Source organism: Escherichia sp. Marseille-Q3837 (genome assembly GCF_916618735.1).
Lineage (GTDB): Bacteria > Pseudomonadota > Gammaproteobacteria > Enterobacterales > Enterobacteriaceae > Escherichia > Escherichia ruysiae.
Genome location: NZ_CAKAKC010000001.1, coordinates 2,086,976 through 2,113,153, shown reverse-complemented (window position 1 = coordinate 2,113,153; position 26,178 = coordinate 2,086,976). Strand labels below are relative to the sequence as shown.

General features: G+C 43.8%; 28 protein-coding genes and 1 other RNA gene. 19 read left to right on the top strand and 10 right to left on the bottom strand.

Annotation, left to right across the window (positions count from 1 at the left end; all coding sequences use genetic code 11):
- The first annotated feature begins 30 nt into the window (after positions 1-30).
- Genes LG381_RS09905 through LG381_RS09895 form a run of 3 tightly spaced genes read left to right on the top strand, consistent with a single transcriptional unit; the run spans position 31 to position 2,263 of the window.
- Positions 31-549 carry a YfiR family protein gene (locus tag LG381_RS09905; protein WP_001212411.1) on the top strand — a complete coding sequence of 173 codons (519 nt, stop codon included), beginning with the start codon at positions 31-33 and terminating at the stop codon, positions 547-549.
- Positions 542-1,765: a diguanylate cyclase DgcN gene (gene dgcN, locus LG381_RS09900; RefSeq protein ID WP_000368158.1), complete on the top strand. Its 1,224-nt coding sequence runs from the start codon at positions 542-544 to the stop codon at positions 1,763-1,765. Before LG381_RS09905 ends, dgcN begins: the two co-directional genes overlap by 8 nt.
- A gap of 15 nt (positions 1,766-1,780) precedes the next feature.
- Positions 1,781-2,263: an OmpA family protein gene (locus LG381_RS09895; protein WP_000595359.1), complete on the top strand. Its 483-nt coding sequence runs from the start codon at positions 1,781-1,783 to the stop codon at positions 2,261-2,263.
- A gap of 76 nt (positions 2,264-2,339) precedes the next feature.
- On the opposite strand, the gene rplS is transcribed toward LG381_RS09895, so the two are convergent.
- The 5 genes from rplS to ffh all read right to left on the bottom strand — a co-directional run bounded on the left by rplS (position 2,340) and on the right by ffh (position 5,951).
- Positions 2,340-2,687, bottom strand: coding sequence for a 50S ribosomal protein L19 (gene rplS, locus LG381_RS09890; RefSeq protein ID WP_000065253.1), 348 nt, complete (start codon positions 2,685-2,687; stop codon positions 2,340-2,342).
- A 41-nt stretch (positions 2,688-2,728) separates the two neighbouring features.
- Positions 2,729-3,496, bottom strand: a complete 768-nt coding sequence (trmD, locus tag LG381_RS09885; protein ID WP_000264785.1) for a tRNA (guanosine(37)-N1)-methyltransferase TrmD — start codon at positions 3,494-3,496, stop codon at positions 2,729-2,731.
- A gap of 30 nt (positions 3,497-3,526) precedes the next feature.
- Complete coding sequence (gene rimM / locus LG381_RS09880) at positions 3,527-4,075, bottom strand: ribosome maturation factor RimM (RefSeq protein ID WP_000043335.1); 549 nt, start codon at positions 4,073-4,075, stop codon at positions 3,527-3,529.
- An 18-nt stretch (positions 4,076-4,093) separates the two neighbouring features.
- Positions 4,094-4,342, bottom strand: a complete 249-nt coding sequence (gene rpsP, locus LG381_RS09875; RefSeq protein WP_000256450.1) for a 30S ribosomal protein S16 — start codon at positions 4,340-4,342, stop codon at positions 4,094-4,096.
- A gap of 247 nt (positions 4,343-4,589) precedes the next feature.
- On the bottom strand, positions 4,590-5,951 hold the full coding sequence (gene ffh / locus LG381_RS09870; RefSeq protein WP_000460035.1) for a signal recognition particle protein: 1,362 nt from the start codon (positions 5,949-5,951) through the stop codon (positions 4,590-4,592).
- 166 nt (positions 5,952-6,117) lie between these two features.
- On the opposite strand from ffh, the gene LG381_RS09865 reads away from it, so the two are divergent.
- The 3 genes from LG381_RS09865 to LG381_RS09855 all read left to right on the top strand — a co-directional run bounded on the left by LG381_RS09865 (position 6,118) and on the right by LG381_RS09855 (position 8,943).
- On the top strand, positions 6,118-6,909 hold the full coding sequence (locus LG381_RS09865; RefSeq protein WP_024165125.1) for an inner membrane protein YpjD: 792 nt from the start codon (positions 6,118-6,120) through the stop codon (positions 6,907-6,909).
- A 20-nt stretch (positions 6,910-6,929) separates the two neighbouring features.
- The gene (locus LG381_RS09860) at positions 6,930-8,216 is read left to right on the top strand and encodes an HlyC/CorC family transporter (protein WP_032149952.1); all 1,287 of its coding nucleotides are present in this window, start codon (positions 6,930-6,932) and stop codon (positions 8,214-8,216) included.
- A 121-nt stretch (positions 8,217-8,337) separates the two neighbouring features.
- Positions 8,338-8,943 carry a cytoplasmic protein gene (locus LG381_RS09855; protein ID WP_225762357.1) on the top strand — a complete coding sequence of 202 codons (606 nt, stop codon included), beginning with the start codon at positions 8,338-8,340 and terminating at the stop codon, positions 8,941-8,943.
- A 35-nt stretch (positions 8,944-8,978) separates the two neighbouring features.
- On the opposite strand, the gene grpE is transcribed toward LG381_RS09855, so the two are convergent.
- Positions 8,979-9,569 carry a nucleotide exchange factor GrpE gene (grpE, locus tag LG381_RS09850; protein WP_001300112.1) on the bottom strand — a complete coding sequence of 197 codons (591 nt, stop codon included), beginning with the start codon at positions 9,567-9,569 and terminating at the stop codon, positions 8,979-8,981.
- A 122-nt stretch (positions 9,570-9,691) separates the two neighbouring features.
- Here grpE and nadK point away from each other — a divergent pair, with 122 nt between their 5' ends.
- From nadK to bamE, 3 genes are all read left to right on the top strand, one after another.
- A complete protein-coding gene (gene nadK, locus LG381_RS09845) occupies positions 9,692-10,570 on the top strand; it encodes an NAD(+) kinase (protein ID WP_001059169.1) in 879 nt (292 codons plus the stop codon).
- Positions 10,571-10,655: 85 nt separating this feature from the next.
- On the top strand, positions 10,656-12,317 hold the full coding sequence (gene recN, locus LG381_RS09840; protein WP_225762356.1) for a DNA repair protein RecN: 1,662 nt from the start codon (positions 10,656-10,658) through the stop codon (positions 12,315-12,317).
- Positions 12,318-12,465: 148 nt separating this feature from the next.
- A complete protein-coding gene (gene bamE / locus LG381_RS09835; RefSeq protein WP_001203438.1) occupies positions 12,466-12,810 on the top strand; it encodes an outer membrane protein assembly factor BamE in 345 nt (114 codons plus the stop codon).
- A 58-nt stretch (positions 12,811-12,868) separates the two neighbouring features.
- On the opposite strand, the gene LG381_RS09830 is transcribed toward bamE, so the two are convergent.
- Positions 12,869-13,159, bottom strand: a complete 291-nt coding sequence (locus LG381_RS09830; protein WP_001117836.1) for an RnfH family protein — start codon at positions 13,157-13,159, stop codon at positions 12,869-12,871.
- A complete protein-coding gene (gene ratA, locus LG381_RS09825) occupies positions 13,149-13,586 on the bottom strand; it encodes a type II toxin-antitoxin system toxin RatA (RefSeq protein WP_024191158.1) in 438 nt (145 codons plus the stop codon). The genes LG381_RS09830 and ratA overlap by 11 nt, the downstream gene beginning before the upstream one ends.
- A 170-nt stretch (positions 13,587-13,756) precedes the next feature.
- Between ratA and smpB the strand changes: the two genes are divergently transcribed.
- From smpB to LG381_RS09795, 6 genes are all read left to right on the top strand, one after another.
- Positions 13,757-14,239 carry an SsrA-binding protein SmpB gene (gene smpB / locus LG381_RS09820; RefSeq protein ID WP_000162574.1) on the top strand — a complete coding sequence of 161 codons (483 nt, stop codon included), beginning with the start codon at positions 13,757-13,759 and terminating at the stop codon, positions 14,237-14,239.
- Positions 14,240-14,452: 213 nt separating this feature from the next.
- Positions 14,453-14,815: a transfer-messenger RNA gene (gene ssrA / locus LG381_RS09815) on the top strand.
- Between the two features lie 165 nt (positions 14,816-14,980).
- Positions 14,981-16,210: an integrase domain-containing protein gene (locus LG381_RS09810; protein WP_225762355.1), complete on the top strand. Its 1,230-nt coding sequence runs from the start codon at positions 14,981-14,983 to the stop codon at positions 16,208-16,210.
- A 250-nt stretch (positions 16,211-16,460) separates the two neighbouring features.
- On the top strand, positions 16,461-17,624 hold the full coding sequence (locus LG381_RS09805; protein WP_225762354.1) for a hypothetical protein: 1,164 nt from the start codon (positions 16,461-16,463) through the stop codon (positions 17,622-17,624).
- A 108-nt stretch (positions 17,625-17,732) separates the two neighbouring features.
- Positions 17,733-18,092, top strand: coding sequence for a three component ABC system middle component (locus tag LG381_RS09800; RefSeq protein WP_014641072.1), 360 nt, complete (start codon positions 17,733-17,735; stop codon positions 18,090-18,092).
- Positions 18,092-19,912 (top strand): DUF3732 domain-containing protein, encoded by a 1,821-nt coding sequence (locus LG381_RS09795; protein WP_225762353.1) that lies wholly within the window; start codon positions 18,092-18,094, stop codon positions 19,910-19,912. Before LG381_RS09800 ends, LG381_RS09795 begins: the two co-directional genes overlap by 1 nt.
- Before the next feature lie 54 nt (positions 19,913-19,966).
- On the opposite strand, the gene LG381_RS09790 is transcribed toward LG381_RS09795, so the two are convergent.
- Positions 19,967-20,443 (bottom strand): hypothetical protein, encoded by a 477-nt coding sequence (locus LG381_RS09790; RefSeq protein ID WP_048990929.1) that lies wholly within the window; start codon positions 20,441-20,443, stop codon positions 19,967-19,969.
- A 192-nt stretch (positions 20,444-20,635) separates the two neighbouring features.
- Between LG381_RS09790 and LG381_RS09785 the strand changes: the two genes are divergently transcribed.
- From LG381_RS09785 to LG381_RS09770, 4 genes are all read left to right on the top strand, one after another.
- Entirely contained in the window at positions 20,636-22,135 is a 1,500-nt protein-coding gene (locus LG381_RS09785) for an SIR2 family protein (RefSeq protein ID WP_118897101.1), read from the top strand.
- Between the two features lie 27 nt (positions 22,136-22,162).
- Positions 22,163-22,453, top strand: coding sequence for a hypothetical protein (locus LG381_RS09780; protein ID WP_225762352.1), 291 nt, complete (start codon positions 22,163-22,165; stop codon positions 22,451-22,453).
- 112 nt (positions 22,454-22,565) lie between these two features.
- Positions 22,566-23,108, top strand: coding sequence for a hypothetical protein (locus LG381_RS09775; protein ID WP_225762351.1), 543 nt, complete (start codon positions 22,566-22,568; stop codon positions 23,106-23,108).
- Positions 23,109-23,705: 597 nt separating this feature from the next.
- Positions 23,706-24,833 carry a relaxase/mobilization nuclease domain-containing protein gene (locus LG381_RS09770; RefSeq protein WP_225762350.1) on the top strand — a complete coding sequence of 376 codons (1,128 nt, stop codon included), beginning with the start codon at positions 23,706-23,708 and terminating at the stop codon, positions 24,831-24,833.
- On the opposite strand, the gene LG381_RS09765 is transcribed toward LG381_RS09770, so the two are convergent.
- Positions 24,752-25,926 (bottom strand): IS3 family transposase gene (locus LG381_RS09765; RefSeq protein ID WP_225762190.1). Its coding sequence is split into 2 segments (ribosomal slippage): positions 24,752-25,668 and positions 25,668-25,926, totalling 1,176 coding nucleotides; the frame shifts between segments, so codons are not numbered across the junction. The genes LG381_RS09770 and LG381_RS09765 overlap by 82 nt on opposite strands.
- Positions 25,927-26,178 lie beyond the last annotated feature (252 nt).

Here is a 26,178-nt window from a genome sequence, read left to right as displayed (position 1 = left end):
ATTTCGAGCGACGGTGGTGAGGATCCCTGAATGCGTTTTTCCCACCGGTTATTTTTACTGCTGATGCCCCTCCTGGCGAGTGCACCATTACTCGCTCAGGAAACCACTAACGCCGCGAAAAATGTGCGTCTGATGGTTTCCGGTATTGTCAGCTACACTCGTTGGCCAGCGTTATCTGGCCCGCCAAAGCTATGTATTTTTTCATCTTCACGTTTTAGTACCGCCCTGCAAGATAATGGCGCGACTTCTTTACCTTATCTGCCCGTCATCATTCACAGCAAACAAGAAGCACTAATTTCAGACTGTAATGGTTTTTATTTTGGCAACGAGTCACCGACATTCCAGATGGAATTAATCGAACAATATCCGTCTAAGGCGTTATTATTAATTGCCGAACAAAATGCAGAGTGCATTATTGGCAGCGCCTTTTGTCTGATTATCAACAATAATGATGTCAGATTTGCCGTCAACCTGGATGCCTTATCGCGTAGTGGTGTAAAGGTCAACCCGGATGTCTTAATGCTCGCTCGGAAGAAAAAAGATGGATAACGATAATTCTCTTAATAAGCGACCAACGTTTAAAAGAGCATTACGCAACATCAGCATGACCAGCATCTTTATCACCATGACGCTGATCTGGCTGCTGCTTTCCGTGACGTCGGTACTGACACTGAAACAATACGCACAAAAAAACCTGGCGCTCACCGCAGCAACCATGACTTATAGTCTGGAAGCAGCGGTCGTTTTTGCCGATGGTTCGGCAGCGACAGAAACCCTGGCCGCACTAGGGCAGCAAGGTCAATTTTCAACCGCTGAAGTACGTGATAATCAGCAAAATATCATTGCATCCTGGCACTACACAGCCAGAGAACCGGGAGATAGATTCAGCAATTTCATTAGCCACTGGCTCTTTCCCGCACCGGTAATTCAGCCCATTCGCCACAATGGAAAAATCATCGGCGAAGTTCAGTTAACCGCTCGCGACAGTTCAATCAGCCATTTCATCTGGTTTTCACTCGCTGTGCTTACCGGTTGTATTCTGCTGGCATCAGGCATTGCAATCACCCTCACCCGCCATTTGCATAACGGACTGGTGGAGGCGCTAAAAAACATTACTGATGTAGTTCATGATGTGCGATCCAACCGCAATTTTTCCCGACGAGTTTCGGAAGAGCGTATCGAAGAATTTCACCGCTTTGCTCTCGACTTCAATAGTCTGCTGGATGAAATGGAAGAGTGGCAGCTTCGTTTACAGGCAAAAAATGCGCAACTCTTACGTACTGCCCTGCATGATCCGTTAACCGGCCTGGCTAACCGCGCTGCATTCCGCAACTGCATCAATACGTTAATGAGTGATTCTGCCGTTCGGGAAACCTCAGCCTTACTTTTTCTTGATGGCGATAATTTTAAATATATCAATGACACATGGGGTCACGCGACGGGTGATCAGGTCTTGATCGAGATAGCAACACGGTTAATGGAATTTAGCGGGAAACGGCATCAAGCGTACCGTATAGGAGGCGATGAGTTCGCCATGATTCTGTATGGCGTACTGTCAGAATATGAAGTACAGCGTATTTGTACTGCTCTCACACAAACCTTTCATCGCCCATTCGATCTCCATAACGGTCACCAGACCAGTATGACCTTAAGTATTGGATACGCTCTGACTCGCGAACACGCTTCTGCGGAAAAATTACAAGAGCTTGCCGATCGTAATATGTATCAGGCCAAACATCAGCGCGCCGAAAAGCTGGTGAAATAACAAGGAAATATCTACATGATAAAGCAACTGGTAGCACCTCTGGTTTTCTCCACTCTGATACTGGCTGGTTGCCAGACTCCACAAGGCAAATTTACCCCAGAGCAAGTCGCTGCTATGCAGTCTTATGGTTTTACTGAATCTGCCGGTGACTGGTCGCTTGGCTTATCCGACACTATTCTGTTTGCTAAAAATGACTACAAACTGCTTCCGGAAAGTCAGCAACAAATCCAGACTATGGCGGCAAAACTGACCTCTACCGGGCTAACACATGCCCGTATGGATGGTCATACCGATAACTATGGTGAAGATAGCTACAACGAAGCCTTATCACTGAAGCGAGCGAATGTCGTCGCCGATGCCTGGGCCGAGGGTGGACAAATTCCGCGCAGCAATCTCACCACTCAGGGTTTAGGGAAAAAATATCCTATTGCCAGCAACAAGACAGCACAGGGCCGGGCTGAAAACCGCCGCGTTGCGGTGGTAATTAGTGCGCCTTAAATACAATTTCAGTAGATAAAAAAAGGGCCAGCCAATTGGCCAGCCCTTCTTAACAGGATGTCGCTTAAGCGAAATCTTAGTTGAGGCGCTCTTTGATACGAGCAGCCTTACCAGTACGCTCACGCAGGTAGTACAGTTTAGCTTTACGAACAGCACCACGACGTTTGACAGAAATGCTGTCAACTACCGGAGAGTGAGTCTGGAAGACACGCTCAACGCCTTCGCCGTTGGAAATTTTACGAACAGTGAATGCAGAGTGCAGACCGCGGTTACGAATAGCGATAACCACGCCCTCGAATGCCTGCAGACGTTTTTTGGAACCTTCAACAACCCATACTTTCACTTCCACGGTATCACCCGGACGGAAGGAAGGTACGTCCTGCTTCATCTGCTCTTGTTCAAGTTGCTTAATAATGTTGCTCATAATTTAATCTCTTATCCTGGGTAAACTGATATCTCGGGGGCTTACGCCATCCCATCATGTTTATGTTGCTGTTGTGCGTGTTCCGTTTTGAACTCCGCCAGCAACCTTGCTTGCTCTTCAGTCAGAGCCAGGTTTTCCAGAAGTTCAGGTCTTCTAAGCCAGGTACGGCCCAGCGACTGTTTCAAACGCCAGCGACGTATCTCGGCATGGTTTCCCGACAGTAACACTGACGGAACTTCCATCCCTTCTAACACCTCAGGCCGCGTATAGTGCGGGCAATCCAGCAATCCTTCAGCAAAGGAATCTTCCGTTGCCGAGGCTTCATGTCCCAGTACCCCCGGAATAAACCGGGAAACGGAGTCAATCAGCGTCATTGCTGGTAACTCACCACCGCTGAGAACGTAATCGCCGATTGACCATTCTTCGTCAATTTCGGTTTGGATCACGCGCTCATCTATACCTTCGTAGCGACCGCACACCAAAATCAATTTTTGATTCGTTGCCAGTTCGCTGACGCCCGCTTGATCAAGCTTGCGCCCCTGTGGTGACAGATAGATCACCTTAGCGCCTTCACCCGCCGCGCTTTTTGCTGCATGAATGGCGTCCCGTAAAGGTTGCACCATCATTAACATCCCCGGTCCGCCGCCGTAAGGACGATCGTCCACGGTTCGGTGCCGGTCATGCGTGAAGTCACGTGGACTCCAGCTCTGGATGCTCAGCAGGCCATTTTTCACTGCCCGGCCAGTTACCCCGTAATCGGTAATTGCGCGGAACATTTCAGGAAACAGGCTAATTATGCCAATCCACATAGCGCCGTCTTTTACCGTTTATCCGGTGGTTTAAAAACCAGGATCCCAATCTACTTCGATTGAACGAGTAGTGAGATCGACTTTCTTGATAACCTGCCCATCGAGGAACGGTACGAGACGTTCCTTGATACCAAACGCATCTTTCAGGTTTGCCTTAATGACGAGAACGTCATTAGATCCGGTTTCCATCATGTCGACGACTTTACCAAGATCGTAGCCTTCAGTGGTCACTACCTGACAGCCCATCAGGTCTTTCCAGTAGTAGTCACCCTCTTCAAGCTGAGGCAGCTGCGATGAATCCACGACAATTTCACAATTCGTCAGCAGGTTCGCCGCATCACGATCGTCAACACCTTTCAGCTTGATGATCATGTCCTGATTGTGGTGCTTCCAGCTTTCCAGCTGGACTTGCTGCCACTGACCCGCCTTCTGGATAAACCAGGGCTGATAGTCAAAAATGCTTTCGGCGTCTTCGGTGGAAGAAAACACTCTGAGCCACCCACGAATACCGTAAGACGAACCCATTTTTCCCAAAACGATGGGATCAACAGGTGCTTGCGCGGTGAGTTGTTTGCTCATCATGACCACCGTGACAGATTAAGCTGCTTTGTTTACTTCTTTGATCAGCGCAGCAACGCGATCAGAAATAGTTGCGCCCTGGCCAACCCAGTGAGCGATGCGATCCAGATCCAGGCGAGTGCCTTCTTCTTTTTCGCTAGCGATTGGGTTGAAGAAACCAACGCGCTCGATGAAGCGACCGTTGCGTGCATTACGGCTGTCAGCGACAACAACCTGGTAGAACGGACGCTTTTTAGCGCCGTGACGTGCTAAACGAATAGTTACCATAACATCCTCTTGTGTGAATAAAACAACCGGACCCCATCGAGGAACGGAGTCCGGTGTCATATTAAAAGCCCGAAAATTTTACTCATTTTTGCAGAAATTGCAACCAACAGATGCTAACCCGGCATTAAAAGGCCGCTGGCGGCGCAGCCAGTTTGGTGCCGGAGTGCGCGCAGTCATCGGAGCGTACCCCAGTACGTGAGGATGACGAGCACACCCCGGTGCCAAAATGGCAAATAAGCCAAGCCGATTAGCGGCCTGGGAAGCCTGGGGGCATCATACCCTTCATGCTTCTCATCATCTTCGCCATTCCGCCCTTCTTCATTTTCTTCATCATGCGCTGCATGTCGTCGAACTGCTTCAGAAGACGGTTAACGTCCTGCACCTGCATACCGCAACCGGCAGCGATACGGCGTTTACGCGAACCTTTGATGATTTCTGGCTTAGCGCGCTCTTTCATCGTCATCGAGTTGATGATGGCTTCCATACGCACCAGCACTTTATCGTCCATCTGGGACTTCACGTTATCCGGGATCTGCCCCATGCCCGGCAGCTTGCCCATCAGGCTGGCCATGCCGCCCATATTTTTCATCTGGCGCAACTGCTCAAGGAAATCGTTGAGATCGAAGCCATCACCTTTTTTCAGCTTGCTGGCTAATTTCTCAGCCTGCGCGCGGTCAACTTTGCTTTCGATATCTTCGATCAGCGACAGAACATCGCCCATGCCGAGAATGCGTGAAGCGATACGATCCGGGTGGAACGGCTCCAGCGCCTCTGTTTTCTCGCCAACACCGAGGAACTTGATGGGCTTGCCGGTAATATGGCGAATAGAAAGCGCCGCACCGCCACGCGCATCGCCGTCCACTTTAGTCAACACTACGCCGGTAAGCGGTAACGCTTCATTGAACGCTTTTGCCGTATTGGCAGCATCCTGACCGGTCATGGCGTCAACCACAAACAGGGTTTCAACCGGGTTAATCGACGCATGGACCTGTTTGATCTCATCCATCATCGCTTCGTCAACGTGCAGACGACCGGCGGTATCCACCAGCAGCACGTCGTAGAATTTCAGTTTGGCTTCTTTCAGCGCCGCATTAACAATATCAACCGGCTTCTGACCAACATCTGAAGGGAAGAAATCGACGCCTACCTGTTCGGCCAGCGTCTCAAGCTGTTTGATTGCCGCCGGGCGATAAACGTCGGCAGAAACCACCAGCACTTTCTTCTTGTGCTTCTCGCGCAGGAACTTACCGAGTTTACCCACGCTGGTTGTTTTACCGGCACCTTGCAGGCCCGCCATCAGCACCACCGCAGGCGGTTGCGCAGCCAGGTTCAGGGTCTGGTTCTCTTCGCCCATCGCCGCAACCAACTCGTTACGGACGATTTTGACGAACTCCTGCCCCGGCGTCAGGCTTTTATTAACTTCATGACCAACCGCTTTCTCTTTTACGCGATTGATAAACTCACGCACTACCGGCAGAGCGACGTCCGCCTCCAACAGCGCCATGCGCACTTCGCGCAGCGTATCTTTAACGTTGTCTTCAGTAAGGCGTCCACGGCCACTGATATTGCGCAGCGTGCGCGACAAACGATCGGTTAAATTATCAAACATTGTCTCTCGCCTGGGGTGGAAACGGTTGGCCGCAATCGCGACACATCATCTGTATTTTGCCGCAGTATAACATGAAGGCGTCTTTGTTGTTATGCAACGGTTGGAGCAGCGTTCACCTGACGCTATACTGCTTTTCTTTCTCATTGCTCAAACTGTCGACATCACTATGCCCGTTTTTGCTCTGCTCGCGCTCGTCGCCTACTCCGTCAGTCTCGCGCTGATTGTTCCCGGTCTGCTGCAAAAAAACGGCGGCTGGCGGCGAATGGCTATTATTTCTGCGGTCATCGCGCTGGTCTGCCACGCTATCGCTCTTGAAGCCCGCATTTTGCCTGGCGGCGATAGCGGACAAAACCTTAGCCTGTTGAATGTCGGTTCGCTGGTCAGCCTGATGATTTGTACGGTAATGACCATCGTGGCCTCACGCAACCGTGGCTGGCTGCTGTTGCCGATTGTTTATGCCTTTGCGCTCATCAATCTGGCGCTGGCGACCTTCATGCCCAATGAATACATCACTCATCTGGAAGCAACGCCAGGAATGCTGGTGCACATTGGCTTATCGCTCTTTTCCTATGCCACGCTAATTATTGCCGCCCTGTACGCGTTGCAACTGGCATGGATTGATTATCAACTGAAGAACAAGAAGCTGGCATTCAATCAGGAAATGCCGCCGCTGATGAGTATTGAGCGTAAAATGTTCCACATTACGCAAATTGGCGTGGTGCTGTTAACACTCACTCTTTGTACCGGCCTGTTCTACATGCACAACTTATTTAGCATGGAAAATATCGACAAGGCCGTGCTCTCTATTGTGGCGTGGTTTGTCTATATTGTGCTGCTGTGGGGGCATTATCATGAAGGATGGCGTGGGCGCCGCGTCGTTTGGTTTAACGTCGCAGGAGCGGTCATCCTTACACTGGCCTACTTTGGCAGCCGAATTGTCCAGCAGTTAATCAGCTAAAACCAGAAAAGGAGTTTCCCCTGGAACATATCTCTACTACCACGTTGATCATAATTCTGATCATCATGGTGGTCATTTCAGCCTATTTTTCTGGCTCCGAAACCGGAATGATGACACTCAACCGCTATCGTCTGCGGCATATGGCGAAGCAGGGTAATCGCTCGGCCAAACGCGTCGAAAAATTGCTGCGTAAGCCAGACCGCCTGATAAGCCTGGTGTTAATCGGCAATAACCTGGTCAATATTCTTGCCTCCGCGCTCGGCACTATTGTCGGGATGCGTTTGTACGGCGATGCGGGCGTGGCAATTGCGACTGGTGTGCTGACCTTTGTGGTGCTGGTTTTTGCCGAAGTGTTGCCGAAAACTATCGCTGCGCTATACCCGGAAAAAGTCGCTTATCCGAGTAGTATTCTGTTAGCACCGCTGCAAATTTTGATGATGCCGCTGGTCTGGTTGCTGAACGCTATCACCCGCATGTTAATGCGCATGATGGGCATCAAAACCGATATCGTGGTCAGCGGCTCTTTGAGCAAAGAAGAGTTGCGCACTATCGTGCACGAATCGCGCTCACAAATTTCCCGTCGCAATCAGGATATGCTGCTGTCGGTGCTCGATCTGGAAAAAATGACCGTTGATGACATCATGGTGCCGCGCAGTGAAATTATCGGTATTGATATCAACGATGACTGGAAATCGATTCTGCGCCAACTCTCCCACTCACCTCACGGGCGCATCGTGCTCTACCGTGATTCGCTGGACGACGCCATCAGTATGCTGCGAGTACGTGAAGCCTGGCGGTTGATGTCGGAGAAAAAAGAGTTCACCAAAGAAACCATGCTGCGCGCCGCGGACGAGATCTATTTTGTGCCTGAAGGTACGCCGCTCAGCACGCAGTTGGTAAAGTTTCAGCGCAACAAAAAGAAAGTCGGCCTGGTTGTCAACGAATACGGAGATATTCAGGGGCTGGTGACGGTCGAAGATATTCTGGAAGAGATTGTCGGCGATTTTACCACGTCCATGTCGCCAACACTTGCCGAAGAAGTCACGCCGCAAAACGACGGTTCGGTGATTATCGATGGCACCGCCAACGTGCGAGAAATTAACAAAGCCTTTAACTGGCATCTACCGGAAGATGATGCCCGCACAGTTAATGGCGTCATTCTTGAAGCTCTGGAAGAGATCCCTGTTGCAGGCACCCGCGTACGTATTGGCGAGTACGATATCGATATTCTCGACGTTCAGGACAATATGATTAAGCAGGTAAAAGTTTTTCCTGTAAAACCGCTGCGCGAGAGTGTGGCGGAGTAACGCAATGGCGAACTCCGGTTCGCTTTTTTTTATCGCCGTCTTTTAGGATTCCATCAATTCCTGTCATTTACTTAGCAATGTAATAATGTCTTTTCAAGCATTCGGAAAGGATATTGATGTTATGTCAGAAGATTATGTAATTGAATGGGATAAGGATTTTGCAGACGATCTCAACGTCGTCGCCAGCGTTTTTTTACAGCACACCCCAACCTTATGGCCCACTATTTTCTCTCAACTTTCGACGCAACCTGAAATCTTTGAAGACGAAGATGAAGACGAATATGGATTGCAGGACGTTCTCGATTGCAGTCGTGGCGATCTCGGGAATCGTGACCTGGCGCAGGCATTTTTACAGGTTCTACGCGGTGAAGGATTAATTCAACTCGTTGACTGGAAAGGTGAAGATGAAGAAGGTGAGCTGGCTAATTTTGCTGCAGATCGCTTTTATGAGCTCACAAAAAACCTGACAGCTTCTGAGGAATTAAGGAGTCTTCTTGTCGAAATAACCCAAGAGGATGAAATCTCCGATGTCTGTGAAGCCGGAGACCGCTACCTTGACGAAATCTTTGAACGCATCCAAACCGAACTCAATAAAAGGGGCTTTCAGATTTTTGATCTGAATGAAGGATCTGACACCTATAACGTGGTCGTTCTGCCAATGAACGAATATAAAAAAATAGATGATTTCAACACGCCGTGGCTGGAAGTACAGGATTTTTTAAGCTAAAAAAAATGGCCGACTTCGCGTCGGCCATCAGATATTTACTTCGCCTTCGCTACAGTAACCATCGCCGCACGAATCGTACGACCATTCAGCGTATAACCCTTCTGCATAATGCCCAGTACGTTACCTGGCGCAACGTCATCAGATTCCACCATTGCGATAGCCTGATGCACATTCGGGTCCAGCGGCACGTTAGTTTCGGCGATCACTTCAACACCAAACTTACGCACAACATCCAGCATCGACTTCAGCGTCAGCTCAATGCCTTCAACCATCGCAGACATATCCGGGTTAGCTTTATCAGCCACTTCCAGCGCACGATCCAGGCTATCAATCACCGGCAGCAATTCGTTGATGAATTTCTCCAGCGCGAATTTGTGGGCTTTTTCAATATCCAGTTCAGTACGACGACGCAGGTTTTCCATTTCGGCTTTTACACGCAAAATGCCGTCACGTTCACGGGTCTGGGCTTCAGCCAGCTGAGCTTCGAGATTCGCAATTTTTTCATCGCGCGGATCCACCTGCTCAGCAGAAGCTTCTGGCTCAACTGCCTCAATCTCTTCGTGCTGATCCATGATAATTTCTTCCGGGGCTTGCCCCTCAGGCGTTTTCTGTTCTTTACTACTCATGAATTTCTCCGCGTTTTTTTCGCATTCATCTCGCTAACTTCGCTTATTATGGGGATCAGTTTCAGGGTTTCAAGGGAAGCACTCACATTGTCATCAATCTTCGCAACAAGGACCTCGGAAAAATGAATAATCATTTCAAGTGTATTGGCATTGTGGGACACCCACGGCACCCTACTGCACTGACAACACATGAAATGCTCTACCGCTGGCTGTGCACAAAAGGTTACGAGGTCATCGTTGAGCAACAAATCGCTCACGAACTGCAACTGAAGAATGTGAAAACTGGCACGCTCGCGGAGATTGGGCAACTGGCTGATCTCGCGGTAGTCGTTGGTGGCGACGGTAATATGCTGGGCGCGGCGCGCACACTCGCCCGTTACGATATTAAAGTTATTGGAATCAACCGTGGCAACCTGGGTTTCCTGACTGACCTTGACCCCGATAACGCCCAGCAACAATTAGCCGATGTGCTGGAAGGCCACTACATCAGCGAGAAACGTTTTTTGCTGGAAGCGCAAGTCTGTCAGCAAGATTGCCAGAAACGCATCAGCACCGCGATAAATGAAGTGGTGCTTCATCCAGGCAAAGTGGCGCATATGATTGAGTTCGAAGTGTATATCGACGAGATCTTTGCGTTTTCTCAGCGATCTGATGGACTAATTATTTCGACGCCAACAGGCTCCACCGCCTATTCCCTCTCTGCAGGCGGTCCTATTCTGACCCCCTCTCTGGATGCGATTACCCTGGTGCCCATGTTCCCGCATACGTTGTCAGCACGACCACTGGTCATAAACAGCAGCAGCACGATCCGTCTGCGTTTTTCGCATCGCCGTAACGACCTGGAAATCAGTTGCGACAGCCAGATAGCACTGCCGATTCAGGAAGGTGAAGATGTCCTGATTCGTCGCTGTGATTACCATCTGAATCTGATTCATCCGAAAGATTACAGTTATTTCAATACATTAAGCACCAAGCTCGGCTGGTCAAAAAAATTATTCTAATTTTACGCCAGCCTCTTTACTGTATATAAAACCAGTTTATACTGTACACAATAACAGTAATGGTTTTTCATACAGGAAAACGACTATGTTGGCACAACTGACCATCAGCAACTTTGCTATCGTTCGTGAGCTTGAGATTGATTTTCATAGCGGCATGACCGTAATAACTGGCGAGACCGGCGCGGGTAAATCTATTGCAATAGATGCCCTCGGTCTTTGTCTCGGTGGTCGCGCTGAAGCCGACATGGTGCGTACCGGCGCTGCTCGCGCTGACCTGTGCGCCCGTTTTTCTCTGAAAGATACGCCAGCGGCCCTGCGCTGGCTGGAAGAAAACCAACTGGAAGATGGCCACGAATGCCTGCTTCGTCGTGTTATCAGTAGTGATGGCCGCTCTCGTGGTTTTATCAACGGTACGGCTGTTCCGCTGTCTCAGCTACGCGAACTGGGTCAGTTGCTGATTCAGATCCATGGTCAACACGCTCATCAGTTACTCACCAAACCTGAGCATCAGAAATTCCTGCTTGATGGCTATGCCAATGAAACGTCTCTGCTCCAGGAAATGACCGCACGTTATCAGTTGTGGCATCAAAGCTGCCGTGACCTCGCGCATCATCAACAACTCAGTCAGGAACGCGCCGCCCGTGCTGAACTACTGCAATACCAATTAAAAGAATTAAACGAATTTAATCCGCAGCCCGGCGAGTTTGAACAAATCGACGAAGAGTACAAACGTCTGGCTAACAGCGGTCAATTGCTTACGACCAGCCAGAATGCATTGGCATTAATGGCCGACGGTGAAGATGCGAACCTGCAAAGCCAGCTTTACACCGCTAAACAACTGGTCAGCGAATTGATTGGTATGGACAGCAAACTGTCCGGCGTACTTGATATGCTGGAAGAGGCTACTATCCAGATTGCCGAAGCCAGTGACGAATTACGCCACTACTGCGATCGTCTGGATCTCGACCCTAACCGCTTGTTTGAACTTGAACAGCGCATCTCAAAACAGATTTCGCTGGCACGTAAACATCACGTCAGCCCTGAGGCATTGCCACAGTATTACCAGTCGCTACTGGAAGAACAGCAGCAACTGGACGATCAAGCTGACTCGCAAGAAACACTCGCATTGGCGGTAACGAAACATCATCAGCAGGCGCTGGAAACGGCGCGCGCATTACACCTGCAACGCCAGCACTATGCAACTGAGCTGGCACAGCTGATCACCGATAGTATGCAGGCGCTCTCCATGCCGCATGGCCAGTTTACGATTGATGTTAAATTTGACGAGCATCACCTGGGCGCTGACGGTGCTGATCGTATTGAGTTTCGGGTAACCACCAACCCAGGTCAGCCGATGCAGCCCATAGCCAAAGTCGCCTCCGGTGGTGAATTGTCCCGTATCGCACTGGCAATTCAGGTCATCACCGCGCGTAAAATGGAAACCCCGGCGCTTATTTTCGATGAAGTGGATGTGGGGATTAGCGGTCCGACAGCGGCAGTTGTCGGCAAACTGCTACGTCAGCTTGGTGAATCAACCCAGGTGATGTGTGTTACCCACCTGCCACAAGTTGCAGGATGCGGTCATCAACACTATTTTGTCAGCAAAGAAACCGATGGCGCTATGACCGAAACGCATATGCAATCCCTGGATAAAAAGGCGCGGTTACAAGAGCTGGCGCGCCTACTTGGCGGCAGTGAAGTCACACGCAACACGCTGGCGAACGCGAAAGAACTACTGGCAGCGTAAACTTTTTTCCTGCTTCACGGTCAGAATAAACAGCAAAACGCCGTAAGACCGGAAAGCAAAAGGTTTTAAAGTGATGAAAGGTCTATTATCATCGGCATATTACAGATGAGCCACGTACTGCTCGGGCCCGAAAAGGAATCAAATCACTATGCGCTGTAAAACGCTGACTGCTGCAGCAGCAGTACTATTGATGTTGACCGCAGGCTGTTCCACTCTGGAGCGAGTGGTTTACCGTCCTGACATCAACCAGGGGAACTATCTGACCGCTAACGACGTGTCCAAAATACGCGTTGGCATGACGCAACAACAAGTTGCGTACGCATTGGGTACACCGCTGATGTCCGATCCATTTGGTACGAATACCTGGTTCTATGTCTTCCGCCAGCAACCAGGCCATGAAGGTGTAACGCAGCAAACTCTGACGCTGACCTTTAACAGCAGCGGTGTGTTGACCAATATTGATAACAAACCTGCGCTGAGTGGCAACGAATAAAACTTGCTGTTTATAGCGATTAAAAAAGGTGCTCAGTGAGCACCTTTATTTCTGCCTGCTATTTATTCGCCGATTTTTCTGCGCGCTGTCTACGAAGCTCTTTCGGATCGGCAATCAGTGGTCGATAAATCTCTACACGATCGCCCTCGCGCACGATATCGCTCAGTTTTGCCGGACGACTGTAAATGCCGACTTTATTTTTAGTTAAATCGATATCTGTACGCAATTCCAGCAAACCACTTGCGCGAATTGCCTCTTCAACCGTCGCGCCCTCCTGCAATGTTACACGCTGCAAATACTGCTTCTCTGGTAACGCGTAAGCTACCTCTACAGCAATTTTACCTGGCACTATAAACCTCTTTTGCTCGCACGGTGAAAGCCTGCACCATATTAGCCGCCAGCTCTTTAAACACGCGACCGAAGGCGAGTTCAATCAACTTATTAGTAAACTCAAAGTCGAGGTGAAACTCGATACGGCACGCTTCCGGACTCAACGGTGTAAACTTCCAGCCGCCGATCAATTTCTTGAACGGCCCATCAACCAGATTCATCAGAATACTTTGGTTACTGGTCAACTGGTTGCGGGTAGTAAACGTTTTGCTGATCCCAGCCTTAGAGACATCTACCGCAGCGGTCATCTGTCCAGGAGTGGACTCCAGAATCCGACTTCCAGTACAACCTGGCAAAAACTGAGGATAAGACTGAACGTCATTCACTAACTGATACATTTGCTCCGCGCTGTAGGGAACGAGTGCGGTCCGGCTAATTTGAGGCATAACAAATTCCATCAACAAAAATCCAACAAATAATATCATTTATCCTGCTGTAAAAAAAACGCTATCCCGGCGCTGGGTAACATCGTGTTCATGCTAAGATAGAGCCTTGTCCCCCGCAGGATTGATATGGGGTATTTTCGATTTCAGATTACCGATGATTCACGACGCTTATGACGAAGAAAAAAGCACATAAACCTGGTTCAGCGACCATCGCGCTTAACAAGCGCGCCCGTCACGAATACTTTATTGAAGAAGAGTTCGAAGCGGGACTTGCCCTGCAAGGCTGGGAAGTTAAATCCCTGCGCGCAGGAAAAGCCAATATTAGCGACAGCTATGTCCTTCTGCGCGACGGAGAAGCGTTCCTGTTTGGCGCAAATATCACGCCGATGGCTGTGGCTTCCACACATGTGGTGTGCGATCCTACTCGTACCCGCAAGTTACTTCTCAATCAGCGCGAACTGGACTCATTATATGGTCGCGTCAATCGTGAAGGCTATACCGTAGTGGCGCTCTCTCTGTACTGGAAAAATGCCTGGTGCAAAGTGAAAATCGGCGTCGCGAAAGGTAAGAAACAGCACGATAAACGTTCCGACATCAAAGAACGTGAATGGCAGGTTGATAAAGCGCGTATCATGAAAAACGCTCACCGTTAAACCTGCATCACATATACTGCAGATCCTCACCGCGCCTCCCCTCTCCGGTGGCGCGAATGCACATCTTATCGGCTATCATATTTGATACAGATGTCGTCATCCCTTTGCTTAATCGAATAAAAATCATGCTACGCGGGCGCTAAATCCTGAACGATAACGCCATTGGGGCTGGTCATGACGCTCACAAATCTGGTATACTCGCCGTTACACATTGGGGCTGATTCTGGATTCGACGGGATTTGCGAAACCCAAGGTGCATGCCGAGGGGCGGTTGGCCTCGTAAAAAGCCGCAAAAAATAGTCGCAAACGACGAAAACTACGCTTTAGCAGCTTAATAACCTGCTTAGAGCCCTCTCTCCCTAGCCTCCGCTCTTAGGACGGGGATCAAGAGAGGTCAAACCCAAAAGAGATCGCGTGGAAGCCCTGCCTGGGGTTGAAGCGTTAAAACTTAATCAGGCTAGTTTGTTAGTGGCGTGTCCGTCCGCAGCTGGCAAGCGAATGTAAAGACAGACTAAGCATGTAGTGCCGAGGATGTAGGAATTTCGGACGCGGGTTCAACTCCCGCCAGCTCCACCACTTTTTAGTTGTTTGAAGTACAATGAAGTCTACTAAGCCCGCACAGCACAAGCTCTGCGGGCTTTTTTACGTCTATTGTCGTCCAGTGAGAATTGCTGAGAACTATCACTTATGGCACCCTGAATGGGACCCACTAAGAAGGATCCAAAAACCGAGGGTCCCAAAATGGCAAAAATCGCTAAGAAGCTCACTGACACTGAAATCAAAAGCACCAAGCCAGCCGACAAAGAAATCAACTTGTTTGACGGAGATGGTTTGATACTACGAATCGCTCCCCTCTCGAAAGGAGGAAAGAAGAATTGGTATTTCAGATATGCAGTGCCAGTCAGTAAAAAAAGAACCAAAATGAGCCTTGGGACCTACCCTCACCTTACACTGGCAAGAGCCAGAGCCTTACGAGATGAATACCTTTCCTTGCTTGCTAATGGCATTGATCCCCAAGTTCATAACAACGATAAAGCTAATGCCTTAAAGAATGCTACTGAACACACTCTCCAAGCCGTGGCAAGGAAATGGTTGGATGAGAAGGTAAAGACCTCTGGTATCTCAAAAGACCATGCAGAAGACATCTGGCGAAGCCTGGAGAGAAATATATTTCCCGGCTTGGGTAAGGTTCCTGTCAATGAGATCCGACCCAAACTCTTAAAGCAACATCTCGACCCTATTGAGCAACGAGGAGTCCTCGAAACCTTACGGCGAATCATTTCCCGATTAAATGAAATTTTTCGCTGGGCCGCGACTGAAGAACTTATCGAGTTCAATCCGGCTGACAACCTTGGGCAACGGTTCAGTAAGCCTAAAAAACAGAATATGCCAGCATTACCCCCTTCTGAGTTACCCCGCTTCCTAATAGTGTTAAACAATGCCTCAGTTCGTTTGGAGACAAGATTGCTGATTGAATGGCAATTGCTTACCTGGGTTCGTCCAGGGGAAGCCGTTCGTGCGAGATGGGCTGATATAGATACTGACAACTCAATGTGGAACATCCCGGCTGAGTTTATGAAAATGAAGAAGCCTCACAAAGTTCCACTAAGCAAAGAAGCTTTGAGAGTCCTGGAGTCAATGAAAGCGATAAGTGGGCATAGAAAGTGGGTTTTCCCAAGTATCAAAGCTCCGCTCAATCACATGCATGAACAAACAGCCAACGCAGCTATCATCCGAATGGGGTTCGGAGGCGAGCTTGTAGCTCACGGTATGCGTTCTATTGCAAGAACAGCGGCAGAAGAATCCGGTAAGTTCAGATCTGAAGTTCTTGAGGCAGCGCTTGCCCACTCAAAAAAAGATGAAATTATCGCAGCATACAATCGTGCAGAATATCTGATAGAGCGACAGAGTTTGATGCAATGGTGGAGTGATTACGTTCAAGCTCAAAGAACTAAATCTCTCGCTGCTTGACTGATACAGGGGATTAGCAAGAAGGATAGGGATAGCCTGGAAAGCCCATATGCTGACGAATGCCCCTTAGCTAAAACATTTTCATCGGATTGAAAGCGCACATGTACATAAAACCAGTATAAAAACATAAGGTTATATAACTAAACTTTGATTCGTATGCTTCCATATGTTTTTAGTGTTTGATATGGTGAAAAAAAGATACTGATGTTTTTTTATGCTTTCATTGCTTGTTTCCTTAGTGGGCTACCATATGGATTTCTTTGAAAAAACTAATGCTGACAAAAATTCAATAGGTTTTACCTATCAAGATTACGTTGCTTTAAAACATGCCTTAGAGCTTAAACCAGAAGAACACATTGGGATTGAAGTTTATGACGATCTCCATCTTGAGAGCATCGAGGGTCATAAAACTTTGGTTCAAGTTAAACATTCAATTAACAAGTCTAATATAACTAATAAAGACATAGACTTATGGAAAACATTATATAATTGGTCAGAGGCGATTAAGACCATAGGCGACAAAAGCATTAGCCTTATTTTTTACACTAACAAAGGTCTTACCTTAGAGCCTGGTATCGTGCAACTTTTGACTAACGACACTAAGGACATTGAAAAAATAAAAAATGAAATAGAAAAGATAGAACAAGATCATAAAAATAAGTCAGATGACCTCTATAAGTATATTTCTATCATAAACTCACTCGATAGCAATTCTTCTAAACGTTTATTTAATAGTATAAGTTTTCAACATAGCGAAGATGGGATCATCCGCCAAATAAAAACATTACTAAAAACATTAGCAATCCCTGATGATAAAATAGATGATGCTTTTAATTATATTTCAGGTGCTTTTTTTAAACATAAATATGACTTGGTTAAAAATCATACCAAAATAAATATAAGTTATGATGATTTTCGAAATAATTTGGGAATAGATAGGATTATTCAAATTTCAAGAAATTGTATAAATAATTTCGACCAATACTACGATTTTGAATCTGCATACCCAACTAACGTTGAGTCAAAGATCTCTTACAAACAACTCAAAGATTTGGATTTGAATAGCGATTCAATCGTAAAATATATAAATGAAATGGCTAAAACAGAAGCTTTCATTCAAAAATTGCAAAGCTCTGGAGATTTAACAACTCAAGAAGAAAGACTAATATATCAAAAAGCGTTTGATGAATGGCAATCACGTCATTCAGCAACGTATATACGAAGCCGTTTTACAGAAATAAATGAAGATCATCTTAATAAAGCCTTCTCTGTCTATACTGAATTGACAGGGAACTGTAATATTGTGTTGGATAAAAATCAATTACCTAAATCTATGACTACAGGAACATTCTTGCTCCTTTCAGATAAGCCAAAAATAGGATGGCTTCAAAACTGGGAGTCAGTCTATAAATGAAAATATATAACAATGAGCTTTTGGGTATATTCTCTTTGCAAGAGGTGTTATCAATAGCATCAAATATTGAAATAAGCAATGCAATGCAATGCAATGCAATGCAATGCAATGCTAATTTTACCAATTATATTTCATAAAAAAAGCTTAGATTACCTTGCCCACAAGAGAACCAATACACTATCTTTTCAAGATCTACTATTAACCAAGCCCGAAATAATAGTATCCATAAATAAAAGATTCTATAACTTCCTTCCATCCTCAGTTAATTGTGTTTCATTGTGCCTTGAAAATGGAATAGCTGAATTAGAACACGGTAAATTAGCATTTAAAAACAAGTTAATATTAGATAATGCGATCCCGTTTATTGGCAAAAGAGCCGTAAAAATACAGGCAGCATCTATAAATGTTGCACGTTTATTATTAGAAGAACCACACAATATATATGACATTTGTGGAGTTAGATTATAATGCAGATTACTAATATTTTAATATGGCAAATTGATTCAACCTTGAGGAATTTAGAACTTGAGGAAAATAAGGTAAATGTAATAACAGGTGATTCTGGCAAAGGGAAATCCTCAATACTGGCTATCATTGATTATTGCCTTTTATCCTCATCATCTGATGGTATATCAAAAACAAATGTCGATAATTTTGTAAATTGGTATGGGATTAGATTAAGTATAAACGGTAAATATTTCACTATTTGTAGAAAAGCGACTCACTTTGAAGAAGATGATCTAGTTTACTTTGACAAAAATGGAGACATTCCACAAATCCCTATTAACAATATCAAAAAAGATGTTTTAAAGGAACATCTGAATTATGAGTTTGGTATTAATAGTTCCCTAAAAATCCCTTATGGTGGTAGATTCATACAACAAGGGTCAAAAGTATCCTATAGATATTTTATCCCACATTGCTTTATAGATCAAACAACACTAACCTCTTCAGAACATCTTTATTCAAAAATTTCTGATTTAAAGATAAGAGAGCGTATTGACCGAACCTTTGACATGGCTCTTGGCAGTGAAAACGCCGAAACTATGATAATGAGAACGCGGTTAGAAGAATTACAAAGGAATCTTGCTCGTATCGAATATAAACAGTCGGCTAGCAAAGACTCTTATTTCAATTTCGAAAGTGAAATAGAATCACTATACGACAGGGCGTGTTATTTTGGTTTAATAAGTGAAAAACGCAAGAATGAACCAACTGTAAGTGATAAACTTGAAAATTTGAAAGCGATAGTTAATTACAAGGATATAAACGAAATCCCAGCAATTAATGAAAGAACAAAAATTGAAAAAGAACTTTTCCTCTTAAAAAAAGAACTGACAGACATTAATGAATATATAGAAACAAATACTGAATATAAGAAGTTTTTAAAAGACAACCAAGACTCTCTTTTAATAGCCAAATATTTAGATGATAATTATAGCGAAATATTATATACAAAAAACATCTATTCAATCATTAAATCCTTATTGAATCAAAGCTCAGAGATAAAAAAGGCTATAGCCGAAAAAGGACAAAACTCACTCATATCAAAAACAAATGCTAAGAGAAAAGAGTTAGAACTTAAAATATCATCCTTGAGTAAAAAACTTGTAACTGTTAGTGATGAAAAGATCACACCAATCGAACTTTATCGGTTCATGGGTGAACTCAGCTCTGAAATTAAACGGATAGTTGTTCTCCCTAAATATGATTATACTGATACTATAGAAAAGATAACTACTAAAATTAATGAGTTAGAAAGCAAGATAACAGACAATAATGCCTTTAAAGAATATACATTGAGTTTACTGAACGGGAAAATAAAGGAAATATTCACACGGATGCCTTTAAAAGGATTTGAGGATGCAACTCCAATATTCAATAAGGCAAAAAAAACACTTGATTTGATAAATAAAAATCAAGTTGAAAAAATGATAGATATTGGAAGTGCTTCTAACTATATGTATGTACATGTAGCTTATTTCCTTGCACTTCACGAATTGGTAAGAGATAGAAAAGTACCGTGGGTTCCACGATTCTTAGTCGTTGACCAGCCCAGCACTCCATATTTTAGTACTGCTGGTAAAAAAACTGATGACTTTGCAAGTCTTGATGCAGCCCTAAATGAAATTAATTCTTTTGTTGAGAAAATGCGGTCTCATGGTGGTTTCCAAATAATACTGTTAGAGCATATTGAAGAGTCTTATTGGCTTGACAGAGAAATGACGAACTTTAATCTTGTTGATAATGAATTAAGAGGCAATTATGGTTTAATTCATTTCAAATAAAATCGTACAGAGATTATGAGGGCACTATGATTGCATACATAGTGCCACAGCTTATCAGCTACGAGGTTTATAACCAACATCCAGGATAAATTTTGAAAGTTCTGAACGTGTTATATCAATATCATATGCGCTGCATAACATAGCAAGTGCTTGAGCAAATTTTATTCTTATCTTTTGCAGATTTTTATACATTTTCACATTAGCATCAGCGGAATTAGAAATCTTATGAAGACTCATAAGTTCTTCACTCATAGTCAAAACCAAATTTAATAAAACTAATGAAACCGACTCATCATTGCATTTCAGCCTAACATTTTCCGTCTCTTTCTTTATTTCTTCCAGGCTTTTTATAACTGCATAAATAATTTCCTCATCAAGAGGAGCCGTTAAGACTTTCTTTGGTTCAAGAAATTTTATATAACGTTCAATTTCAACTTTATTAGGGTTTTTCTTGATTAAATCCTTCAGGGTAATACCAGATATCGAAACACCAGAACCAATAACAGAGATAATATCCATTATGATCGACATAGATAACTCCTATCATACTCAAAATTAATTTCTCTCGAAGTATATTCCTTATCGTATTACTAAGCAAAATCAATGAGAAAAAAGCACTTTTTGCCCAAGAAAGCTGGACAGTGCTAGATAATCAAACGATAATATTATTATGATTGCTAAAACATCTACTTTCCCTTTATAAACAAAGAGTTAACTTAAATTATGGATATAAGAGAGTTTATCGGGAACTATCGAAATCATCCAGTACTGTTCATTGGAACTGGATTCAGTTTGAGATATCTGTCAAATTCCTTTGATTGGAATGGTCTCCTATCTCATATCTGCTTTGAGCTTACCGGTGATAAAGAATCTTATCTTGACATTAAATCAAAATGTCAAATAAATGGTGAGTATAAATATGAAAAAATTGCAAGCAATATAGAAAGATTATTTAACGAAGCTTTATCTAATGACAGAAATGGTAAATTCAAAGAAATAAATGATATTTTCTATACTGAAATGGATAAAGGTGTTAATTTAAGTAGATTTAAAATATATATAACTAAAATATTATCAACCACTTTAGTTAAAGAAGAAAAAAATGACGAAATAGCTGAACTGATAAAAATGAGAAAAAATATTGGTTCAATTATTACTACTAATTATGACACTTTGATTGAACAATTTTTTGAATTCGAACCCCTAATAGGTAATAGCATACTTTTAAGTAATCCTTATGGTTCTGTATATAAAATACATGGTTGTGTCTCTGCCCCTTCCGAACTAACGATTACAGAAGAAGATTATGACTATTTCGATAACAAATATGAACTAATTAGAGCACAATTACTCTCATTATTCATTCATAATCCGGTTATCTTTATTGGTTATAGCATAAGCGATAGAAATATACAGCAAATTTTAAAGACTATTTTTTCCTATGTACCTACTAACTCAGATATAGCTAATAAAATAAGAAGTAATTTTTTACTTGTCGAATATGAAAAAGATTCACGATCTAATACCATATCTGAACACGATATATATATAGGAAATGCTACCACTATAAGAATAAATAAAATAAAGACTGATGATTACGCTTCTATATATGAAAGTTTGTCAGATTTAATCTTACCAGTTTCAGCAATGGATATTAGAAAAGTTCAAAAAGTCTGGAATGAAATAAGAAGTGGTGGGGATATTGAAGTAAAAATCACAGAAGATTTAGACCAGTTAAAAAATGGACAAATGGTATTAGCCGTAGGATCTCATAAACGAGTCAAGTATGAGTTCCAAACCAAGCCTGAGATGATGCAAGATTATTTCAAGATTGTTGAGGAAGCAAATAAGCAATTAATTATATTGTTAAATAAACAGAAAATACAAAGTTCCCAGTTCTTTCCAATCTTTGCATTCAGTGAAATCTGCCCTGAACTTGATAATGTAGAAATTTATAAGGAACAACAAAGAAGGAAACTTGCTGATCATTTTGAGCGGACAACTGCAAACAATTGCAGCAATATTCACAATACTATTTCAGAAATTATTGATGATAGGGCACTACCTATCTCAAAAAAAGATGACTGCATCTTTCATAGTTATTATCAAGATAGAATACAATCTGAGGATATTAAGAGTTATTTATTATCTTTCGAAGATAAAAATAGCACAGTATATAGACGATTATTATGCTTGTACGATTATAAATATTATGACATTTAAATTTCAATTAAAACATTCGAGGAAAAAATGAATAAACTCTTTTCAATATTTTTACTATTACCTTTAGCTGTCTACGCAGAACCACCAAAGATTGTTTCTCCAATTGATCATGCGCCGTTGTTCCATGCCTGCTCCGAAAAGCAAGAAAACTTAAATATTTCAAGCAACCAATTAATTGATAAATTAGTTGCTATATATCATATAAATAGAAAGACAGCAGAAAGGGTAGTATCTCTATTAGATACAATACCTGCTGCTGCGCAACCAAGTTTTGACTGTTCGAATGTTGACACAGAATATAATAACATCCATAAATAAAGAGAAGTAAAAGGCCTTCTTGTTCATAAGCAGGCCTTTTACTAAAATTGACAACATGGTTAAAACATTGTAGTTATTTATCACATTAATAATAATTACAGAGGTTAACACCATGAAAATAACTCAATTACTTTTTCTTCTGACAAGCATAGCTTTCTCAACAAATAGTTTTGCTAATGAATCAAATAATCCAAGTGATGACGTGCAAGAAATGCTTGGTTCTCAATATTCACAGATTGCTTATGAATATCTTACTTTACATAAAGATAAGAATATTTTTATTGATGAGAAAAATATAAATGAAAAATATACGCAAGAAGAATTCAAAAGATTATACACTCGTCAATTTAACACGAATTACAAATATTACTCACTTATGATAAAGAATCATCCAGAAGAATTCAAAAAGACAATTTCTTTATTAAATAAAATTAGAGAAACAAACAAGCCATGTCCACATAACGGTTTGATTAATCAATGTTTGTTTTCAAGGTCTCAATTTTTAGACTTCAATATAAAATTATCAAGCATGATTTTAAATGGTGAATCAAAACCGGAGATCGACCGAATATTTAAATCAAAAAAATTAGAAGAAAAACAATTTCAATTATTGAAAAACATGTTAATTGAACAAGCCACAAAAACCAAGCTATAAGCAAGGGCTAACTCTCAGCATCTCCTTCGGTGATACTTTGAGTTGCTCCTTGTTTTTTCGCCCTTTGGTTGAAAAAATTAAAAGCAAAATCAACTGCATACATTGACATTTTCAGCATCTATCATATAAGTAAAATAAGCATAACGGACATGCTTATTTTACTTTACAATATGAAAGGAGTTCATATGAATGATAGAAATCATACTTTTAATAATATCAAGCCATTCAGAATCTGTAGCTATGAAAATTTCGCTTCTGCTGAATTACCCTCTCAGCAGACACGTTCTCATTGTATTAGTATCAGATTAAATGATATCGAGTTGTCTTACGTTGATAGCCTACGAGAGGATCTCAACCGTGCTGTTTGGATACGTATGTCAGCATTGAATCGTCTCCTCCCAAAATTCCTGAAATAAATCTAACTGTCTGGAAAGACCTTGCCAAAGCATCTCAGGATCTGAACAACCTTGTTCAGCATCTCAACACTAAATCACACGATAGTCCTTTTACTATCACTGAAATTTATACGGTGCAAAAAAGAATAAAAGCACTAAGAGATGCCCTTCTGTCAGCAAATCGATCTGTCAGTGATAAATAATGAAAGGGATGCAAAAAATCCGCAGAGGAAAGAGTTTTGCTGGTGTCGTCCTCTATGCCTTAAAGCCCTGTTCTCATCATAAAAATGACCCTATCGTGATCGGTGGAAATGTAACGATAGTTGGCAATGCCGCTAAAGATCTGATCGCTGAATTTGATAGCACCAAACAGCTTCGTCCTGACGTGCAAAAGGCTGTTTGGCACAACTCGCTTCGTTTGCCTAAAAACGAGGCATTGACTGATGCTCAGTGGGCTGAAATAGCAGATGATTATATGTCCCGAATGGGCTTCTCTGAGACGCATCTAAGATGCTATGTCCTTCATGACGATAAGGCTGGTCAGCACATCCATATCATCGCCAGTCGCATCGAACTCAGTTCGGGGAAGCTCTACCTTGGAAAAAATGAAAATCTCATCAGCACCCGCATCATCCAGCAGCTTGAACTCGACTATTCACTGACAAGAACCAAAGGGCCGGAAGCTAAGGCACCTCCGGCATCGCCCTCCCCTGAACCAAAACACAAAAAATCACGTAATGAAGCGATGATGGAGGAAAGGATTGGTGAGTTATGCCCGAAAACCATCATCCAGAACGCTCTTGAAGTATTCCTTGCCAATAAACCATCAACCACTGAGTTTGTGCATCAGCTTGTGGCACAAAACATCAGAGCAATCCCGAACATCGCTTCTACTGGCCGCATGAACGGCTTCTCATTCGAATACCAGGGGATTGTGTTCAAAGCATCTCAATTAGGAAAAGGGTATTCTTGGGCTGAATTACAAAACAAGATCGATTACCAAGCTGAACGCGATAATGCTTTTCTGTTCGAACTGAAAGCATCTGTCAATGAAGATTCTGAAATAGTCATCCCTACAGAAACCATAACAGAAGACGTGAATAAAGCCATCGAAGTGATTATCCCCGTTAACAATACTGGTCTGGGCGAAGAGTGTTTACACGAAGCTGACGAAAGCCCTCAAGGTTTACTGAGAGTGGAAATAATATCTGGTTCTATTGCAACAGAAGAGGCTGCCGCATGTAGTGGTCAACAAAAACTGGCCACAGCTTTAGAGTTTTTCCAGAACAATCGTTCTGATTCATTCGGCGTCAAACCACCATTATATTGATGAGGTCTGAGCTGGCTGTAATATCCTGTGATGTAATTCGTTATTGCCGTGCTGGCTTCGCTAAAATTCGCGTAGCCATTATCCGGTACCCACTCTGTTTTCAGGCTTCTGAAGAACCGTTCCATTGGGCTGTTATCCCAGCAATTTCCCCGGCGACTCAGGCTTTGCTTTATCTGATATCTCCACAGTAACTGTCTGAAATTCCTGCTGGTATAGTGACTGCCTTGATCCGAGTGATACAGTAAATTAGCCGGTTTCCCCCGTGCTTCCCAGGCCATCGGCAGGGCTTTACCTGTCAGTGCGGAATCAGGGAAAAATGACATCGCCCAGCCAACCGGTTTGCGGGAAAACAAATCGAGTACAACAGCCAGATAAGCCCAGCGTTTTCCCGTCCAGATATAAGTCACATCACCGCACCAAGCCTGATTAGGCTCGGTAACAGCAAACTGGCGATCCAGATAATTAGGGATCTCAATGTGTTCCTTAGACGCCTTCTTATAACGATGGCCAGGTTGCTGACAGCTGATAATATTGAGCGCTTTCATCAGCTTTGTTGCCCGCCAGCGGCTCAGTTTTATACCTTTGGTGGTGACCATTGCGGCAATGCTTCGCGCTCCTGCTGAACCGTTACTTTCGTGATAAACTTCACGCACAAGGCTCAGTAATGCCACTTTCGTGGCGTCAGGCTTCCTGGGCTGCCGCCAGTATTTATAACTGCTGCGATGAACCCCAAACACGTTGCACACAACGGCAACAGGAAACCGCGCCCTGAGTTTCTCAACTAATGAGAATTGTTCAGGGAGTCTGACATCAAGAGCGCGGTAGCCTTTTTTAATATATCCCTTTCCATTTCAACGCGTTGAAGTCTTTTCTTCAACTCACGTATTTCAATCTGCTCAGGTGTCATGGGTGAAGCTATGGGTGATTTTCCCGCTCGCTCTTCTTTCAGTTGTCGAACCCATTTATCCATCGTGGATTTGCCGACATTCATCGCAGTGGCAGCGGCGGCAACGGTGTAATGCTGATCGAGTACAAGCTGGGCAGCCTCGAGGCGAAACTCGGGGCTAAAATTGCGTCTGTTACGTCCGGTCATAATGTCACCTGTTTTGACTATGAGGTGATGATATCACCTCTATTCAGGTGGCCAAATTCACTATGCCACTACACACAGTCTTCTCACTCCTTTTTCAATAGAGAGAAAACCATCGCCAATGTAACAAATATCTGGTTGTATTCTCTGCGCCCCGTACTGAATTGTATTAATACGTTCCTGACTTAAATCCGAATTTTTTAGCCCATTAAAATCCCCTTGTGTTCGTTGAGCCTAAAAGCATAGAGACACACA